The organism is Bacillus sp. FSL K6-3458 (assembly GCF_038005045.1).
Lineage (GTDB): Bacteria > Bacillota > Bacilli > Bacillales > Bacillaceae > Bacillus > Bacillus altitudinis.
In genome coordinates, this window is the sequence record NZ_JBBOSI010000001.1 from 2,252,996 (window position 1) to 2,270,537 (window position 17,542).

14 protein-coding genes are annotated in these 17,542 nt (G+C 42.5%); all 14 read left to right on the top strand.

Annotation, left to right across the window (positions count from 1 at the left end; genetic code table 11):
• The first annotated feature begins 146 nt into the window (after positions 1-146).
• The 14 genes from MHH23_RS12015 to MHH23_RS12080 all read left to right on the top strand — a co-directional run bounded on the left by MHH23_RS12015 (position 147) and on the right by MHH23_RS12080 (position 17,511).
• Positions 147-2,219 carry a BglG family transcription antiterminator gene (locus MHH23_RS12015; protein ID WP_340960144.1) on the top strand — a complete coding sequence of 691 codons (2,073 nt, stop codon included), beginning with the start codon at positions 147-149 and terminating at the stop codon, positions 2,217-2,219.
• A 15-nt stretch (positions 2,220-2,234) separates the two neighbouring features.
• The gene (locus MHH23_RS12020; protein ID WP_340959556.1) at positions 2,235-2,501 is read left to right on the top strand and encodes a PTS sugar transporter subunit IIB; all 267 of its coding nucleotides are present in this window, start codon (positions 2,235-2,237) and stop codon (positions 2,499-2,501) included.
• Between the two features lie 26 nt (positions 2,502-2,527).
• A complete protein-coding gene (locus tag MHH23_RS12025) occupies positions 2,528-3,790 on the top strand; it encodes a PTS ascorbate transporter subunit IIC (RefSeq protein ID WP_265786155.1) in 1,263 nt (420 codons plus the stop codon).
• 17 nt (positions 3,791-3,807) lie between these two features.
• Positions 3,808-4,500, top strand: a complete 693-nt coding sequence (alsE, locus tag MHH23_RS12030) for a D-allulose 6-phosphate 3-epimerase (protein ID WP_008343724.1) — start codon at positions 3,808-3,810, stop codon at positions 4,498-4,500.
• 183 nt (positions 4,501-4,683) lie between these two features.
• Positions 4,684-5,724 (top strand): LacI family DNA-binding transcriptional regulator, encoded by a 1,041-nt coding sequence (locus MHH23_RS12035; RefSeq protein ID WP_024719056.1) that lies wholly within the window; start codon positions 4,684-4,686, stop codon positions 5,722-5,724.
• 217 nt (positions 5,725-5,941) lie between these two features.
• Positions 5,942-7,198 (top strand): ABC transporter substrate-binding protein, encoded by a 1,257-nt coding sequence (locus MHH23_RS12040; RefSeq protein WP_072367189.1) that lies wholly within the window; start codon positions 5,942-5,944, stop codon positions 7,196-7,198.
• A gap of 30 nt (positions 7,199-7,228) precedes the next feature.
• Positions 7,229-8,161 (top strand): carbohydrate ABC transporter permease, encoded by a 933-nt coding sequence (locus tag MHH23_RS12045; protein ID WP_268431541.1) that lies wholly within the window; start codon positions 7,229-7,231, stop codon positions 8,159-8,161.
• Positions 8,161-8,991: a carbohydrate ABC transporter permease gene (locus MHH23_RS12050; protein WP_039167804.1), complete on the top strand. Its 831-nt coding sequence runs from the start codon at positions 8,161-8,163 to the stop codon at positions 8,989-8,991. Before MHH23_RS12045 ends, MHH23_RS12050 begins: the two co-directional genes overlap by 1 nt.
• A gap of 31 nt (positions 8,992-9,022) precedes the next feature.
• Complete coding sequence (locus MHH23_RS12055; protein ID WP_007499268.1) at positions 9,023-10,354, top strand: alpha-glucosidase/alpha-galactosidase; 1,332 nt, start codon at positions 9,023-9,025, stop codon at positions 10,352-10,354.
• Between the two features lie 375 nt (positions 10,355-10,729).
• A complete protein-coding gene (locus tag MHH23_RS12060; protein WP_039167800.1) occupies positions 10,730-12,190 on the top strand; it encodes a CoA-acylating methylmalonate-semialdehyde dehydrogenase in 1,461 nt (486 codons plus the stop codon).
• Positions 12,191-12,414: 224 nt separating this feature from the next.
• The gene (locus MHH23_RS12065) at positions 12,415-13,959 is read left to right on the top strand and encodes a glycoside hydrolase family 43 protein (RefSeq protein ID WP_340959560.1); all 1,545 of its coding nucleotides are present in this window, start codon (positions 12,415-12,417) and stop codon (positions 13,957-13,959) included.
• A 41-nt stretch (positions 13,960-14,000) separates the two neighbouring features.
• On the top strand, positions 14,001-15,266 hold the full coding sequence (locus MHH23_RS12070; RefSeq protein WP_268431546.1) for a glycoside hydrolase family 30 beta sandwich domain-containing protein: 1,266 nt from the start codon (positions 14,001-14,003) through the stop codon (positions 15,264-15,266).
• 131 nt (positions 15,267-15,397) lie between these two features.
• Positions 15,398-16,105 carry a response regulator transcription factor gene (locus MHH23_RS12075; protein ID WP_008343743.1) on the top strand — a complete coding sequence of 236 codons (708 nt, stop codon included), beginning with the start codon at positions 15,398-15,400 and terminating at the stop codon, positions 16,103-16,105.
• Positions 16,106-16,107: 2 nt separating this feature from the next.
• Positions 16,108-17,511, top strand: a complete 1,404-nt coding sequence (locus MHH23_RS12080) for a sensor histidine kinase (RefSeq protein ID WP_340959561.1) — start codon at positions 16,108-16,110, stop codon at positions 17,509-17,511.
• Positions 17,512-17,542: the final 31 nt, after the last annotated feature.

Sequence of the window (17,542 nt, forward strand, 5' to 3'; positions counted from 1 at the left end):
TCAAAGCACACTCAAGCGAGTGTGCTTTTTCTTATGGCAAAAGAGCACCCAAAAGTTGCACAACATTTACTGCAAACATTTGGACTTCTTTGGCGCATGTGAGTTGATTAGACTTATAACCAAAGGGAAGAAGGGAGGAATTCCAACTGCACTTAACCAAGAGGGGCACGACTTTACTATCAATGCTGCTTCACACGACCACTTATCTATCAATTGAAGATTTACAGAATCGACTGAATGTCTCTACTCGAACGGTCTACGCTGAAATCAAACGAATGAATAGTTGGCTGGAAACCCATCAGCTTAGCGGCGTCCAGCGAAAAGATCAACGAGGCTACTATTTAAATCCACACGAGAAAGAAGTCATTATCGAAAAAGCTGACACCGTTCTTGTCGGTCATGACTATGAACCATGTGTAAAAGAAAGACGTGCCATCTTGCTCCTTTCCATTGCATGCAGTGAGAAGCATCTAAAAATTGATGATTTTATGGAGATGACGAAGGTAAGCCGCAATACACTGCTTGAAGATATGAAACAACTAAAAGAAGCACTTTCAAAACAGCAGCTTACACTTCATTATCAGGCGGCCAGTGGCTATTTAATTTCAGGAGAAGAAAGAACAATTCGGTTGGCACTGAAACCTCATATTCATTTCATTCGCAACATGATAAAAAATGAAAAAACATTTCCATCGGTTTGGTTAAAGGGTCCTATCTCATATAAGAGAATACATGCTCTCCTTCAACAGTCCGAACAAGATCTGAAGCTTGAGTTTGCAGATGACATGCTGGATCAGCTGTCTATGGATCTCTTTTTCTACTTTAAACGGATGAAGCTAGGACGTGCTGTACACATTTCAACAGAAGAAAAACGGACACTGCAGGAAACAGATGAATGCTTGGCTGCTATTCGTTTCATGGCGCAAATTCAAAAAGAAACCAGTCTTTTGGTTCATGATGATGAAATCTATTTTCTTAGTACGCTATGGCTCAGTGCCAAAAAACAAAAACTTCCAACAAGTCAAAAACCAGAAGAACATCTCATTCGAACCATTGCGAGACAAATGATCATTGACTTTCAGCGTTATGCGTGTATTTCCTTCCAGGAAGTAGAAGTCTTGGAACAAAACTTAACCATGCATTTAATTCCTGCCTATTATAGGCTCATCTATCACATTGATATCATCAATGAATTAACAGATTCCATGAAACATGCACAGCCAGAGGTGTTTGACATCACGCAAAAGGTTGCTTGCCATTTAGAGAAGGCGACCTGTTCAAAGATGAGCGATCATGAAATTGCCTATGTGGCGATGCATTTTGGCGGCTGGATGAGAAGAGAAGGGATTTCGTCGATTGCGAAACGTTCTGTTTACATTGTCTGCGGAGAAGGAATTGGCACCAGTCACATGCTGAAAACGCAGCTTCTTGAATTAATCGGCTACATCGACATACGCGGACTGTTATCAAAACGTTCATATGAAGAATTAACAACCATTGATGCCGACTTTGTTGTATCAACGACACCTATTTCGTTTAAAGGAAAACCTGTTCATCTCGTTCACCCTATTCTCACTGCTTATGAGAAAAAAACATTGCTTCAATATGGAGAAGGCTCAGAACCTAAGCTTGATGAGCAACATGTGAATGCTTTATTCAATATCATTCAGCAGCATACCATCGTTCAAAATGAAAAAGCATTGCTTCATGACTTGAAGGAGCTGCTTCATTCCACATATGTATCACACCAGAAAGGGTGGAAACCAGTGTTAAACGATTTATTAACAGAAGAAACCATTCAGCTCCAGCAAACAGCAGACACATGGCAGGAGGCCATTACAAAAGCAGCGCAGCCTTTGCTTGATCAACAAGCGATTCAGGAAAGTTATGTGAAAGCGATGATCCAGTCTGTTCATCAAAATGGCCCTTATATTGTGATTGCGCCACAAGTGGCGATTCCGCATGCCAGGCCAGAGGATGGCGTGAACAAATTAAGCATGTCACTTATGTCATGTCATCAGCCCGTTTTCTTTTCAGAGGATGGAAAAAAGCAAGTTCGGCTCATCATTGTATTAGCTGCCATTGACAGTATGACCCACCTGAAAGCACTCAAACAGCTGACGATGCTGTTAAGTGAAGAAAAACGGGTGAGACAATTGATTGAAGCAGAGGAATTAGCAACCATCCAACAACTAATCAATCAATTTTCACAAGTATAAAGGAGGAAAAAGAGAATGAAAAAAATTCTAGTTGTATGCGGAAACGGTTTAGGAAGCAGCTTTATTGTTGAAATGAATGTCAAAAAGGCTTTAGAAGAATTAGGACTTTTAGCGGAAGTGGCTCACACCGATCTCAGTACAAGCAAAAATGAACAAGCAGACCTCTATATCGGCGCAACAGACATTATCGATCAGCTGGATGACGGCACAAGAAAGGTCGCTGGATTAAATAACTTGTTAGACCAGGAAGCCATTAAAGACGTCCTTCGTAAACACATATAATCGACGGAAAAAGGGGGATTCACATCATGATAGAACTGATCATGAACGATATATTGGGCACACCCGCAATTCTCATCGGTTTGTTTGCACTGGCTGGTTTACTTTTGCAGAAAAAGTCAGCTGCCGATACTGTATCAGGCACCTTAAAAACAACAATGGGTTTTTTAATATTAGGAGCGGGCGCCACAGTCGTATCTGATTCACTTGGGGTTTTCAGGAAGATGTTTGAAGCAGCCTTTCACATTCAAGGGGTTGTCCCAAATACAGATGCCATGGCGGCCATCGCCCAAAAGGAATTCGGTACACAGACAGCGCTCATTATGATTTTTGGTATGGTGGTCAATTTGCTTTTGGCAAAATTCACACCCTTTAAATACGTCTTTTTAACTGGGCATCATACGCTATATATGGCGGCTATGCTTGCAGTCGTTCTGTCAACAGCCGGCATGCAAGGAACGCTGCTGATCACCATTGGTTCAATCGTATTAGGTGCAGCGATGGTCATTGCTCCCGCAATCCTTCAGCCGTTTACAAGGAAAGTCACTGGAAGTGATGATCTGGCACTCGGTCATTTCAGTACGTTCGGCTATTTTACAGCGGGAATGATCGGCAAATGGGTCGGGCGCCCAGAGAAATCAACGGAAACCATTCAAGTGCCTAAATCACTCGGTTTTCTAAGAGATACATCGGTGGCCATCTCCATTACGATGGCTTTGCTTTTCTTTGCGATTGCACCGTTTGCGGGAATTTCATATATAGAAAACATTAGTGGTGGTACGAACTTTGCTGTCTTCATTCTCATTCAGGCCATTACCTTTGCTGCTGGGGTGTACATTATTTTAGCAGGTGTACGGATGGCCATCGGGGAAATTGTGCCGGCTTTCAAAGGGATTGCCGATCGTTTCGTCAAAGGGGCAAAGCCGGCACTTGATGCGCCAACTGTTTTCCCATTTGCTCCAAATGCGGTGATCATCGGTTTTTTATGCAGTTTTGCAGGTGGCATCGTGTCTATTTTCCTTCTTCCATTGTTTGGTTTAACTGTCATTGTACCTGGACTTGTGCCGCACTTTTTCTGCGGTGCGACAGCGGGCGTATATGGCAATGCAACAGGGGGAGTGAGAGGTGCAGTCGCCGGTTCCTTTGTGAATGGAATACTCCTTTCATTTTTACCAGCTTGTTTACTTCCTGTGTTAGGCACTCTTGGCTTTGAAGGGACAACATTTGGCGATACAGACTTCGGTATCATCGGAATCTTGATTGGATTGATCAAATTTATATTTCATCTTTAAAAAGGAGGCATTTCAGGATGACAGCTATTTTCTCACCTTCATTGATGTGCATGGATTTAACGCACTTCCGTGAACAAATTCAGCTTCTGAACACAAGGGCAGATCGTTATCATGTCGACGTCATGGATGGTCATTATGTAAAAAATATGACCTTATCACCCTTTTTCATTGAACAACTTCGGAAACTGACAGACGTTCCGATTGATGTTCATCTAATGGCCGAACAGCCTCAGGAATTTTTAATTGATGCATGTATTGATGCAGGCGCAACGATGATTTGTTTACATCCAGAAGTGGTGCAAAAAGACGTTTTTCGAATCATTCGGCATATCCACGAAAGAAAGTGTGAGGTCGGCTTTGTTCTCAATCCCGCCACACCAGTTGCAGCATTAGATGCTTTTATTCATTTAATAGACCGGGTGACGATCATGACAATTGATCCAGGGTTTGCTGGTCAGCCTTTTATCAAAGAAATGCTTCCGAAAATGAAAGAGGTGAAAGAAATCAAAGAGAAGGGGGGATACTCATTTTCAATTGAGGTAGACGGCTCTTGTAATGAAAGCACGTTCCGATTGCTTGCTGAGGCAGGAAATGAAATTTACATCATCGGCACCTCAGGTTTATTTGGACTTCACGAAGAATTAGATAAAGCATGGGAAATAATGAAGCAATTGTTCGCAAAAGAAACAGCCACAATGAAATCACCTTAGTAAAAAAGAGGATGAAGCCCATCCTCTTTTTTACGCAATTTTACTAAACAAACTATCTCCTTATCAAAACATACTCAAAAACTTCATAAAAGCACAAATTTATAATTGAAAGCGCTTTATTTATGTGTTATTCTTCAAATATCTTTAGTAAACATTTAGTCAAAAATGATGAGGAGTTTGCCTATGACTACACTCAAAGATATTGCTCATGATGCAAAAGTATCCGTCTCTACTGTATCCCGTGTGTTAAATGGCGACCAAACGCTTGCCGTTTCACACGCAACAAGACAAAACATCCTCGACATAGCCAAGAAATTAAACTATACCCCAGTCAGAGCAAGAAAAGCCGACCAAGCAGAAGTAAAAAGCCCACCCGCATCCCCAGTCATCGGTGTCGTTGTCGCCCAATCCATTGACGAAGAATTAAATGATCCTTTTTTTTCATCGATTCGAAAAGGAATTGAAAAAGAATATGCCAAACAAGGTCTGTCCACTCTCCATACCTTTCGCCTAAGAAACATGGATAAAGGGGCGATACTAAAGGATATTGACGGTTTGATTGTCATTGGACGAATCAGCCCTGATACGGTTGAAAAAATGACAAACCGTATGGAACATATCGTTTTTATCAATCATTATGCGGATGAAGATTTGTATGATTGTGTACATGTGGATTTTGTCAGAGCGGCAGATCGTGCCATTCGTCATCTGCAATCTCTCGGCTATACACATCTAGGCTATATTGGCGGGAAAGAGAGGGAGCATTATTTCGAAGGAAATGCTGTGATTGAGGACGAAAGACAAACAACTTTTATCAAAAGAATGCAAGAAGCGGGAACTCTTCATATGAATGACATCCACATAGGCGAATATTCGATGCAAGAAGGCTACTCGCTTATGCAAAAAGCCATTCAGAAAGGAAAGCTTCCAGAAGCCTTTTTTATCGGAAGTGACTCTATGGCAATAGGCGCTATGCGAGCGCTACATGAAGCCGGTCTTCGTGTACCTCAAGATGTCTCAATCGTGGGGTTTAATGATATCGAAGCCGCTTCCTTTTCAAGCCCGCCGCTCACAACGGTTAAAGTATATACAGAAGAAATGGGGGAAGTAGGTCTAAAGCTTTTGCTTGAGCGGATAGAAGGAAGAAAGCTTCCTTTAAAAGTCGTCGTGCCAACAAAACTCATGCAAAGAGGCAGCACATGCCCAATCCATGAAAGGGGGTGAATAAGCATTTCAGTAAACAAAAAAGAGACAAAAAAGCAGGAAGGGAGCTGCTGAGCATGATGGCCAGATCATGCTGAAAACAACGCAGTTTACCCAATTGCTCTCTTATCTCTTTGAAAAGAATAGAATTCCAGTATAATGGACTTCTTTTGTTTCCGCAACTGCATGAATTCTACCTATAATCGTCTGAATTTTCAGTGATCAAAAGGAGGAAACGATGAATAAAAAAAATTTGATGCTGTGTGCAGCTCTAGTTTTGTCGATGATCTTGTCTGCTTGTGGCAATAACGGTGCGTCTGAAGCAAACGGAAAAGTGACCTTGACTCTATTCTCTACAATGAGCAACAGCGGGGAGAGAAAGGCATTTGAAGAAGTGATCCGTGACTTTGAAAAAGAACATCAAAACATCCGAATTGATGCCAACTTCCCTGGCAACAGCTATGAAGATATGATACGCGTCAAAATGGGCGCAAACGACATGCCAGACCTATTTGATACACACGGCTGGGCCAAGCTGCGATATAGCGAATACGTGGCTGATCTAAAGGAGATGGACTGGGTAAAACAACTTGATCCTTCACTCGATCAAATTTTAAAAGACAAAGATGGCAAAGTCTATGCCTATCCGCTGAATCAAGCAAAAGACGGACTTAGTTTTAATGCCAATCTATTAAAAGAATATGGCATAAAAGTTCCTAAAACACTGGATGAACTGAGAAGTGCTTTACAGACTGTCAAAGAAAAAAGTAAAGGAGACGTTGTGCCGCTCTGGATACCAGGAGGCGATAATTCTAATATTGCCCAAGTCTTTGATGAGCTGGCAACGCCTTTACTCATTACCGATCAAAAACACCAATACGGAAAAGACCTTGAAAATGGATCATTTGATTGGTCTCACTATACACCGCTTGCACAGTTTATGAAGGAGCTGAAAGATCAAGACCTTTTAAACAAAGATGTACTCACTGCGAAACTATCCCAAGCACCTGAGCTAATGGCACAAAACAAAATTGCTTTCACCTTTGTGGGAGGATCTTTAGGACCTGAGGCGACTGAACTCAATCAATCGATCAAAGTAGGCACCATGCCCGTACCAGCGATTCATGAAGGAGATGAGCAAAGCTGGATTGGCGGGGAACGCTTTACTGTCGCGGCATGGAAAGACTCAAAGCATCTAAAAGAAGCAAAACAATTCATTGACTTTTTAGCAAAGCCTGAAAACGCCAAAAAAATCGCAGAGGGCACTTCCTCTGAAACGGCTTTAAAAGAAGTCAAAGCCAAAAACTATTACTCTACATTTTACGAGCAATATGAAGATATTAAAATTGAACCATATTTTGATCGGAAATACTTACCGAGCGGCATGTGGGCTGTCATGGCAACGACCGGTCAAGAATTATTAGCAGGCTCCATCACACCGGAACAACTATCGAAGAAAATGGAAGAGGAATATAAGCGTCTGAAAAAACAATAGCAGGCTCATGCTGAAACAGGAGTGAAGCCAATGAGTGACATCACAAAAGAAAAACAGGCGGCGACATTTACCTCTTTTCCAAAACAGAAGATGAAAAATAGCCAAAATTCTTCACTTTGGTGGATGTATCTGCCTGCTGTTCTCGTTGTCAGTACCTTTATCATTTATCCCTTTTTTAACGGGATTCAGCTCTCTTTTACAAATTGGAACGGTTTCTCACAACAGTATAAGTGGATCGGACTGGATCAATACAAACGGCTACTACAAGATCCAACCACATGGCTTGTTGTGAAAAATACCCTTCTTTACGGCATCGGGAGCACCATCTTACAAAATATGATTGGTCTTGGATATGCACTCTTATTAAATCAAAGTTTAAAAATGAGAGCCATCACAAGAACGGTGATCTATTTACCCGTCATGATCAGCCCGATTGCCATGGGCTATATTTGGTATTTTGTCTTTGCGTACCAAGGTGGTGCTTTAAACGACGTTGTTACCCTTTTTGGATTTGATCCAATGAACGCACTTGGTAATCCGCAGCTAAACACTTGGATCATTGTGTTTGTGAATACGTATCAATTCGTCGGGATTGCCATGATCATTTATTTAGCAGGACTCCAAAGCATTCCTAAAGATTATTATGAAGCAGCACAACTCGACGGAGCTTCAGGTCTTCAGCAATTTGGGCGCATCACATTACCGCTTTTAATGCCATCTATTACCATCAATGTTGTGCTCAATGTCATCGGTGGACTTAAATTATTTGATGTCATTGTCGCGCTCACTGGCGGAGGACCCGGAGATTCCTCGCAATCGATGTCGACTTTTATGTACGATTTGTATTTCAAACGGCAGGATGCAGGCTATGCAGCGACGCAAGGTGTCTTCATGGCTGTCATCATCCTTGTCGTTAGTGTCGCAGCGCTCATTTATTTCAAACGAAAGGAGACCGAGGTGTGATGGATAACGCCTATAAACGAAAGAAAAGATGGTACTCCTTACTCGCCCTTTTGATAACATTGCTGCACCTGATTCCATTTTATATTTTAGTCACGACCTCTCTAAAGGGGATAGGAGATTTTAGCTCAAAATGGTTGTTCCCATCAACGCTTCATTTTGAAAACTTTCGCATGGCATGGACAGATGCTCAGCTTGGCCAGTCCTTTTTGAATACAGTGATCATTACGTTCAGCTCGGCTGCCCTACTCATCATCTTTGGATCACTTGCCGCCTATCCGCTCGCAAGAAGAGGAACAAAGCTGAATCAAGCGGTGTATCTCTTATTCATTGCCATTATGGTCATACCGCCGCTCACCGCCCTTGTCCCGCTATACAAAATGGTTGTACAAATTGGCATGATGAATACTTATCAAATCGCTATTTTAAACAATGTTGCTGCTTTTTTGCCACTGACGATTTTTCTATATGCCGGTTTTATCCGGTCGACGATTCCCAAGGAGCTTGAAGAAGCCGCTCGTATTGATGGCGCGGGAACACTTAGAGTCTTTTTCACCGTCGTTTTTCCGCTGCTGAAGCCGATTACCGCTTCTGTTTTAATCATTGCCTGTGTGTATATTTGGAACGACTATCAATTTGCCATCTTCTTCTTGCAAGATAAAGAGATGCATACACTGACAGTCGCCTTATCCAATTTCTTTGGTCAAAATCAACACCAGCTCCAGCTAGTTGGCGCCGCTGCTCTTATTGCGATGCTGCCAATGGTCACGATGTTTTTACTTTTGCAAAAATACTTTATCGCAGGGCTGTCTCAAGGCTCTGTTAAAGGGTAATCCAACCTTGATGTAAAAAGGAGTGTCGTCTATGTCTAAAATTACATTTATCGGTGCAGGAAGTACCGTGTTTGCTAAAAATATATTAGGAGATTGTCTGTTCGTTCCCGCACTTGCCGGCTTTGAATTTGCGTTATATGATATCGACCACAACCGGCTGAAAGAATCAGAAACGATGCTGCGTCACTTAAAAGAGAACTACGGTGCACATGTGACTATTCAGTCGTATCACAACCGGAAAGAAGCCTTAAAGAATGCGAAATATGTCATCAATGCCATCCAGGTAGGAGGCTATCAGCCAAGCACTGTTATTGATTTTGAGATTCCAAAAAAATATGGATTAAGACAAACGATTGCGGATACGGTTGGCATCGGCGGTATTTTCCGTTCACTTCGAACCATTCCCGTGATGCTGGACTTCGCAAAGGATATGGAAGAAGTATGTCCACACGCTTTATTATTAAATTACACGAATCCAATGGCCACACTGACTGGCGCTATGCTGCGTTATACTCGGGTTCAAACGGTTGGTCTTTGCCATAGCGTACAGGTGTGTACGAAAGATTTATTTCAATCACTTGAAATGGACCATGAAGGCATTGAAGAAAAAATTGCTGGCATTAATCACATGGCATGGTTATTAGAAGTAAAACGGGACGGTCAAGACTTGTATCCAGAAATCAAAGCAAGAGCAAAAGAAAAACAAAAAACGCGGCATCCAGATATGGTTCGTTTTGAACTAATGGATAAATTCGGCTACTATGTCACCGAATCCTCAGAGCACAATGCAGAATATCATCCGTATTTTATCAAATCTCGTTATCCAGAACTGATTGGACAGTTTAACATTCCGCTCGATGAATATCCAAGACGCTGCGAGGAACAAATCAACAATTGGAATACGATGAAACATGACCTTGTGGGAAACACACAGATCACGCATACGCGCTCTAAAGAATATGGTTCACGTATCATTGAAGCGATTGAAACGAACGTTCCCTTTAAATTTGGTGGAAATGTACTGAACACAGGAGGACTCATTCACAACCTTCCTGAAAAAGCCTGTGTGGAAGTGCCATGTGTTGCAGACCGGAGCGGTATCATGCCATGTTATATCGGAGAGATACCTGAACAATTGGCTGGACTCAACCGGACCAATATCAGCTCACAGCTCATGACGATTGAAGCTGCAATCAGCGGCAAAAAAGAACACATTTACCAAGCGGCATTATTAGACCCGCATACAAGTGCTGAATTATCAATTGATGACACCATTAAACTATGTAATGAATTAATTGAAGCACATGGGGAGATGCTCCCGGCTTATACAGAGCCGAGTCAATACGCAATTTCTTCTAAATAACTAACATAAACAGTCTTAGCCTGATGCACCTGGCATCAGGTTTTTTTAAATCAACAAACTGCTCATTGACTGAAAGCGTTTTTAATATTATGATTTTTCTAAAGTTAACCAACAGTTAACCAAAAATACATCATCAATTAGTTAACATGATCATGCCACATGACACACAGATAAAACGACCTAAAAGGGGGGGACAGATCTGCGGAACCAAAAGAGCTGAAAGCGATAGACTTCACATGTTTTATCAGAACGTAAAGCAAAACTGTGGTTTCATTTGACAAAGAGTGTATACAGATGAAGGCCCCTTAGATGAGACAATGACGATAAATCAACACACGATTGCATCACAATCCAAACAAAGAGGAGAGAGGGAACATGACCAAAACAGATGTACAAACGTTGAAAAATTATATTGGCGGACAATGGGTGGACGCCGAAACGGACCAAACGGAAGCTGTTTATAATCCAGCTACTGGCGAAGTCATCGCAGAAGTACCGCTTTCAACAAAAACGGATGTAGAACATGCAGTCCAAGCAGCACAGGAAGCGTTCACCACTTGGTCTAAAACAGCTGTTCCCCGGCGGGCACGTATTTTATTTAAATACCAACAGTTACTCGTTGAGAAATGGGATGAGTTGGCTGAACTCGTCACGCTGGAAAACGGAAAAAGTGTAACAGAAGCAAAAGGAGAGGTGCAGCGAGGAATTGAATGTGTGGAATTTGCCGCTGGTGCACCAACCTTAATGATGGGGAAACAACTGCCTGATATTGCGACTGGTCTAGAGTCTGGCATGTACCGCTACCCAATTGGCGTCATCGGCGGCATTACCCCGTTTAACTTTCCGATGATGGTCCCATGCTGGATGTTCCCGCTTGCCATCGCTTGCGGAAATACATTTGTTTTAAAGCCTTCAGAACGGACGCCAATCCTCGCTGCACGGTTAGCAGAACTATTTGAAGAAGCGGGACTTCCAAAAGGTGTGCTCAACATTGTCAATGGCGCTCACGATGTAGTAAACGGTCTGCTTGAACATGAAAAGGTAAAAGCCATTTCGTTTGTCGGCTCTCAGCCAGTCGCAGAATACGTATATAAAAAAGGGACATCACATGGTAAACGTGTACAAGCACTTGCCGGTGCAAAAAATCACTCCATCGTCTTGAAAGATGCTGATTTAGAATCAGCCACAAAACAAATCATTGGAGCTGCTTTTGGATCAGCAGGTGAACGCTGCATGGCAGCAGCCGTTGTCGCAGTGGAAGAAGACGTGGCGGACGACTTGATTCAACAATTGGTCGATGAATCCAACCAGCTTGTCATCGGAAACGGAATAAATGAAGATGTCTTTCTCGGACCAGTCATTCGGAAAGAGCATAAAGAACGAACTCTTCAATATATCCAATCAGGAATTGAAGAAGGCGCAAGCCTGATTCGTGATGGCAGACAAGATAACGAAACAAATGGAGAAGGGTATTTTGTCGGACCAACGATCTTTGATCATGTCACAAATCAAATGAAAATCTGGCAGGACGAGATTTTTGCCCCAGTCTTATCCATTGTCCGTGTCTCATCACTCGCAGAAGCAATCGACCTGTCCAATCAATCAAAATTCGCAAACGGTGCCTGCCTATACACAGACAGCGCTTCAAGCATAAGAGAATTTCGTGAAAACATCGAAGCCGGCATGTTAGGCATTAACATTGGTGTTCCTGCTCCAATGGCTTTCTTCCCATTTTCCGGCTGGAAAGATTCCTTCTACGGAGACTTGCACGCCAATGGAACAGACGGAGTAGAGTTTTACACGAGAAAGAAAATGGTGACCGCTCGGTATATGTAGAAGTACATTTATTGAACATTGAGAAAGAATGCAGCTCCAAAATGGAGACTGCATTTTTTTGTTGTCTTCTAGTTAAAAAGTAAGGGTTTTCATCGCACTCTTTACAGGGTTTCACAGGGAGAAATCATTCTTTGTATTCATTCTTCATCACGAAACATCAACATAATTTGAAATTGGGCCTAAACCCCAATATCAGGAAGATGAAAACAGGAGGAAATGACACGATGAGGACGAGGATGAAGTGCAGCGTTTGTTTATTGATTTTCACTTTGGTACTGAGTTGTTTGCCGGTATATGAAGCGAATGCGGCAAGCACTCCTATTGCCAAGCAAGTAGGAAATGCAAACCCGCTCATTGACCATCACTTAGGAGCAGATCCGTTTGCGCTTACCTATAACGGAAGAGTGTACCTTTATATGTCGAGTGATGACTATGAATATCAAAGCAACGGAACGATTAAGGACAATTCATTTGCAAATCTGAATAGAGTATTCGTCATCTCTTCGGCGGATATGGTCAACTGGACCGATCACGGAGCGATTCCAGTTGCGGGGGCAAATGGGACAAACGGCGGCAGAGGCATTGCCAAATGGGCAGGCGCATCATGGGCCCCATCAGCAGCGGTAAAGAAGATCAACGGAAAGGATAAATTTTTCCTTTATTTCGCTAACAGCGGCGGAGGGATTGGAGTCCTTACAGCAGACAGCCCGATTGGTCCATGGACTGATCCAATTGGAAAAGCGCTCGTTACGCCAAGTACACCTGGCATGTCCGGAGTTGTATGGCTTTTTGATCCGGCCGTATTTGTAGATGATGACGGCACTGGCTATCTATATGCCGGCGGAGGCGTTCCAGGCGGTTCCAATCCAACGCAGGGACAATGGGCAAATCCTAAAACAGCAAGAGTCCTGAAGCTAGGTGCTGATAAGACAAGTGTGGCCAGTAGCGCATCCACCATTGATGCTCCTTTTATGTTTGAAGACTCAGGGATGCATAAGTATAACGGAACCTACTACTATTCCTATTGCATCAATTTTGGTGGCTCACATCCTGCTGATAAACCACCTGGTGAAATCGGCTATATGACGAGCTCAAGTCCGATGGGACCCTTCACGTATAAAGGACACTTTCTGAAAAATCCGGGTGCTTTTTTTGGTGGCGGCGGTAACAACCATCATGCGGTGTTCAATTTTAAAAATGAGTGGTATGTGGTGTATCATACGCAAACCGTTAGCTCTGCATTATACGGAAGCGGCAAAGGCTATCGCTCTCCACATATTAACAAGTTGGTTCATAATGCAGATGGCTCCCTTCGAGAAGTAGCAGCCAATTATGAAGGAGTGAAACAGCTATCTAATCTGAATCCATATCAACGTGTTGAAGCTGAAACATTCGCTTGGAATGGACGCATTTTGACAGAAGCCTCGTCAGCACCCGGAGGACCAGTGAATAACCAGCATGTCACCAATATTCAAAATGGCGATTGGGTCGCTTTAGGGAATGTAGACTTTGGTTCAAATGGCGCTAGAACATTTAAAGCCAATGTCGCATCGACAGTAGGCGGGAAAATAGAAGTACGCCTTGGCAGCGCGAACGGCAGACTGGTCGGTACACTGAATGTCCCTTCCACCGGTGGAACACAAAACTGGCGGGAAATAGAAACATCGATTAACGGCGCATCCGGAGTGCACAACGTATTTTTTGTCTTTACCGGAACAGGCGGGGGAAATCTATTCCAATTTGATTCTTGGCAGTTTACTCAAAGGTAGCGAATAAAGGTGCTTAAATGTTTGATAGAGGAGTGGGAAATTTGATGTCATGTATAAAAAAACCAATGCTTGCTTTATTGGTGTGTTTCACCATGCTGTCTGTCATGTTCATAGGGCCCGGAGTAGCTGAAGTATCAGCAGCTGACGCAAACATTAACCTCAACGCAGAAAGACAAGTGATTCGTGGTTTTGGCGGAATGAACCATCCAGCTTGGATTGGTGATTTGACAGCACCACAAAGGGAAACCGCCTTTGGCAATGGACAAAATCAGTTAGGGTTTTCCATTCTTAGAATTTATGTAGACGAAAACAGAAACAATTGGAGCAGAGAAGTCGCAACGGCCAAACGAGCGATCGAGCATGGTGCTCTAGTCATTGCTTCCCCTTGGAATCCTCCAAGCAGTATGGTTGAAACATTCAACCGGAATGGATCACCTGCCAAGCGGCTTAAATACAATCAATACGCAGCATATGCTCAGCATCTGAATGATTTTGTCACTTACATGAAAAACAACGGAGTCAATCTTTATGCGATTTCTGTTCAAAACGAGCCCGATTATGCGCATGAATGGACATGGTGGACGCCTCAGGAAATCCTGCGATTCATGAGAGAAAATGCCGGCTCCATTAATGCACGTGTGATTGCACCTGAATCCTTTCAATACCTTAAGAATATCTCAGATCCTATCTTAAACGATCCGCAGGCGCTTAGAAATATGGACATTCTCGGCGCTCATCTATACGGAACCCAAATTAGCCAGCTTCCGTATCCTCTTTTCAAACAAAAAGGGGCAGGGAAAGAGCTATGGATGACAGAGGTCTACTATCCGAATAGTGATAACAATTCAGCGGACCGCTGGCCTGAGGCATTAGGGGTATCAGAGCATATTCACCATTCAATGGTGGAAGGGGACTTTCAGGCGTATGTGTGGTGGTACATCCGGAGATCATACGGTCCTATGAAAGAAGATGGAATGATTAGCAAACGTGGATACAACATGGCGCATTTCTCCAAGTTTGTGCGTCCAGGGTACGTCAGGATTGATGCAACGAAAAGCCCCGAATCGAATGTTTTCGTCTCAGCCTACAAAGGAAACAATCAGGTCGTCATTGTGGCGATTAATAAAAACAATGCAGGGGTCAATCAACACTTCGTCGTGCAAAATGGCTCCGTTTCTCAGGCGTCTAGATGGGTGACGAGCAGCAGCAGCAACCTTCAGCCTGGAACTGACTTAAACATATCAGGAAATCAATTTTGGGCTCATCTCCCTGCTCAAAGTGTGACAACATTTGTGGTCAAACGCTAAAGAAACACGAAAAGCCAATTTTCTCATTAAAAAAGAAAATTGGCTTTTTTCTGTGTAAATAGAAAGTTGATTTTTCACGACGTCAACACTTTGGGTATAATAATAACAATGACTTCAGGAGAGTGATCATCATGCCAAAAGTTCAAAGCAAAGTATTGATTATAGATGACGAAAAAGAAATTTTAGAATTAATCCATACCGTATTAACAAGAGAAGGCATTGACCAGGTGTTAACAGCTTCAACTGCCCGTGATGGGCTCACGCAATTTCATCAAGAACAACCAGATCTCGTCATATTGGATATTATGCTGCCAGACGGAGAAGGCTACGATATTTGCAAACAAATCAGAGATGTCTCACATGTTCCGATTATCTTTTTATCAGCAAAAGGAGAGGAATCAGACAAAATTGTAGGACTTGCCATTGGCGGTGATGATTATATTACAAAGCCGTTCAGTCCAAAAGAAGTCGCCTACCGTGTAAAAGCCCAGCTAAGACGGTCATCCTACTTACAGCCTTCTCAAGCGGAGCCCGTGATCAAAAAAGGCCCATTTGAGTTAAACGAGCAGCAAGCCGAACTGACGAAAAACGGAGCGGCAATTGAACTCACTCCGAAAGAACTTATGTTGATGACTTATTTCTTGCAGCATCCGAATCGCGTAATCAGTAAAGAAACGCTTTATCAAACGGTTTGGGGAGAGGATTTCTTCGGTTCTGATAATACGGTAATGGTTCATATACGAAGACTGCGGGAAAAAATAGAACATTCCCCATCTACACCAGAATTTCTCGTGACGGTCAAAGGGCTTGGCTATAAATTTGTTGTAAAGGATGCGTAAAGATGAAATGGCGATTAACAGGCAGATACATGGTCTCTGTCATTATCGTGACCATTATCACGGTCTTTATTAACTTATTTGGATTCATGATATGGCTTGTACTACAAGCAAGCAGTCAGCAAAACGAAGGAAATACGCCGGAAACCTTCACAAGAACATTTGAACAATACATCACCTTGTCTGATCAAAATATCACTGTGAGTAAAGAAGGACAGCAAGCCTTAAAACAACAAAATGCGTGGATTCAAATATTAGACGAAAATGGACAAGACGTCTATCATGCATTAGCACCTAAAGGCTTAAAGAGCAAATACACACCTATAGAAATTGTAAACTTACATAAATATAAAGATAAGCAATTGATGTCGACGATCTATGCTGGGGGGAAAAATGGAAAGGGTAAGGAATACAGCTACTTCATCGGATTTAAGGACCCTTCCATCGGAAAATATTTATTTTCTTTTGATACGAAAGAATTAATAGCGCAATTCAATATCGGGACGATGATTTTATTATCGATTGATGCCATCATTGCCTTATTCATTGGATACTTATTCAGCCGGCAACTCATCAAACCGCTCGGCCGTGCCATTTACGGCATTCAGCGGCTCGCAAACGGAGATTATACGACGAATCTGCCAACTAAGGGGATATATAAAGATGTGTTCTATAATGTCAATCACTTATCCGAGCAGCTCGCTTCAAGTCAAAAAGAAAAAGACAAATTAGAGCAAATGCGAGAAGAGTGGATCAGTCATATTTCTCATGATATTAAAACACCATTATCCTCTATTCAAGGCTATGCAGAAATCATGAAAGATCCAAATTATCCTCTTTCAGAACAAGATATCAGACATTACGCTGACATCATTGAGAATAAATCACTGTACATCAAAGATGTGATGGAGGATCTCAATTTAACAACAAGGCTGAAAAATAACGACGTGATGCTGCATAAAGAGCTTGTGAACATTGTGCCATTGCTGCGTGAAACGTTAATTGATATCCTCAACGATTCGAGATATGCAGATCAGACCATTGAGCTACAAACGAATGTAGACAAGCTTATGCTGAATATTGATACGATCCTCATAAGAAGAGCGGTCACCAATCTCATTCTAAATGCCCTTGTTCACAATGATGCTGATGTGAAAATCATTGTTCAGCTTGAACAAAAAGAACATACCCACATCACCATTCAAGACAACGGCAAAGGAATTGAAGAGGCAGAGCTAGAAAAAGTGTTTGACCGCTACTATAGAGGGACGAATACAGGAGGGACACATGCAGGCTCAGGTCTTGGAATGGCGATTGCAAAAGATATCATCCAAAAACACGGCGGAGATATGACAATACAAAGTATGATAGGAGAAGGAACAACGATTGATATCCAATTACCCGCTTGAGCGGACACACAAAGAAACGGTTCTGCTTCAT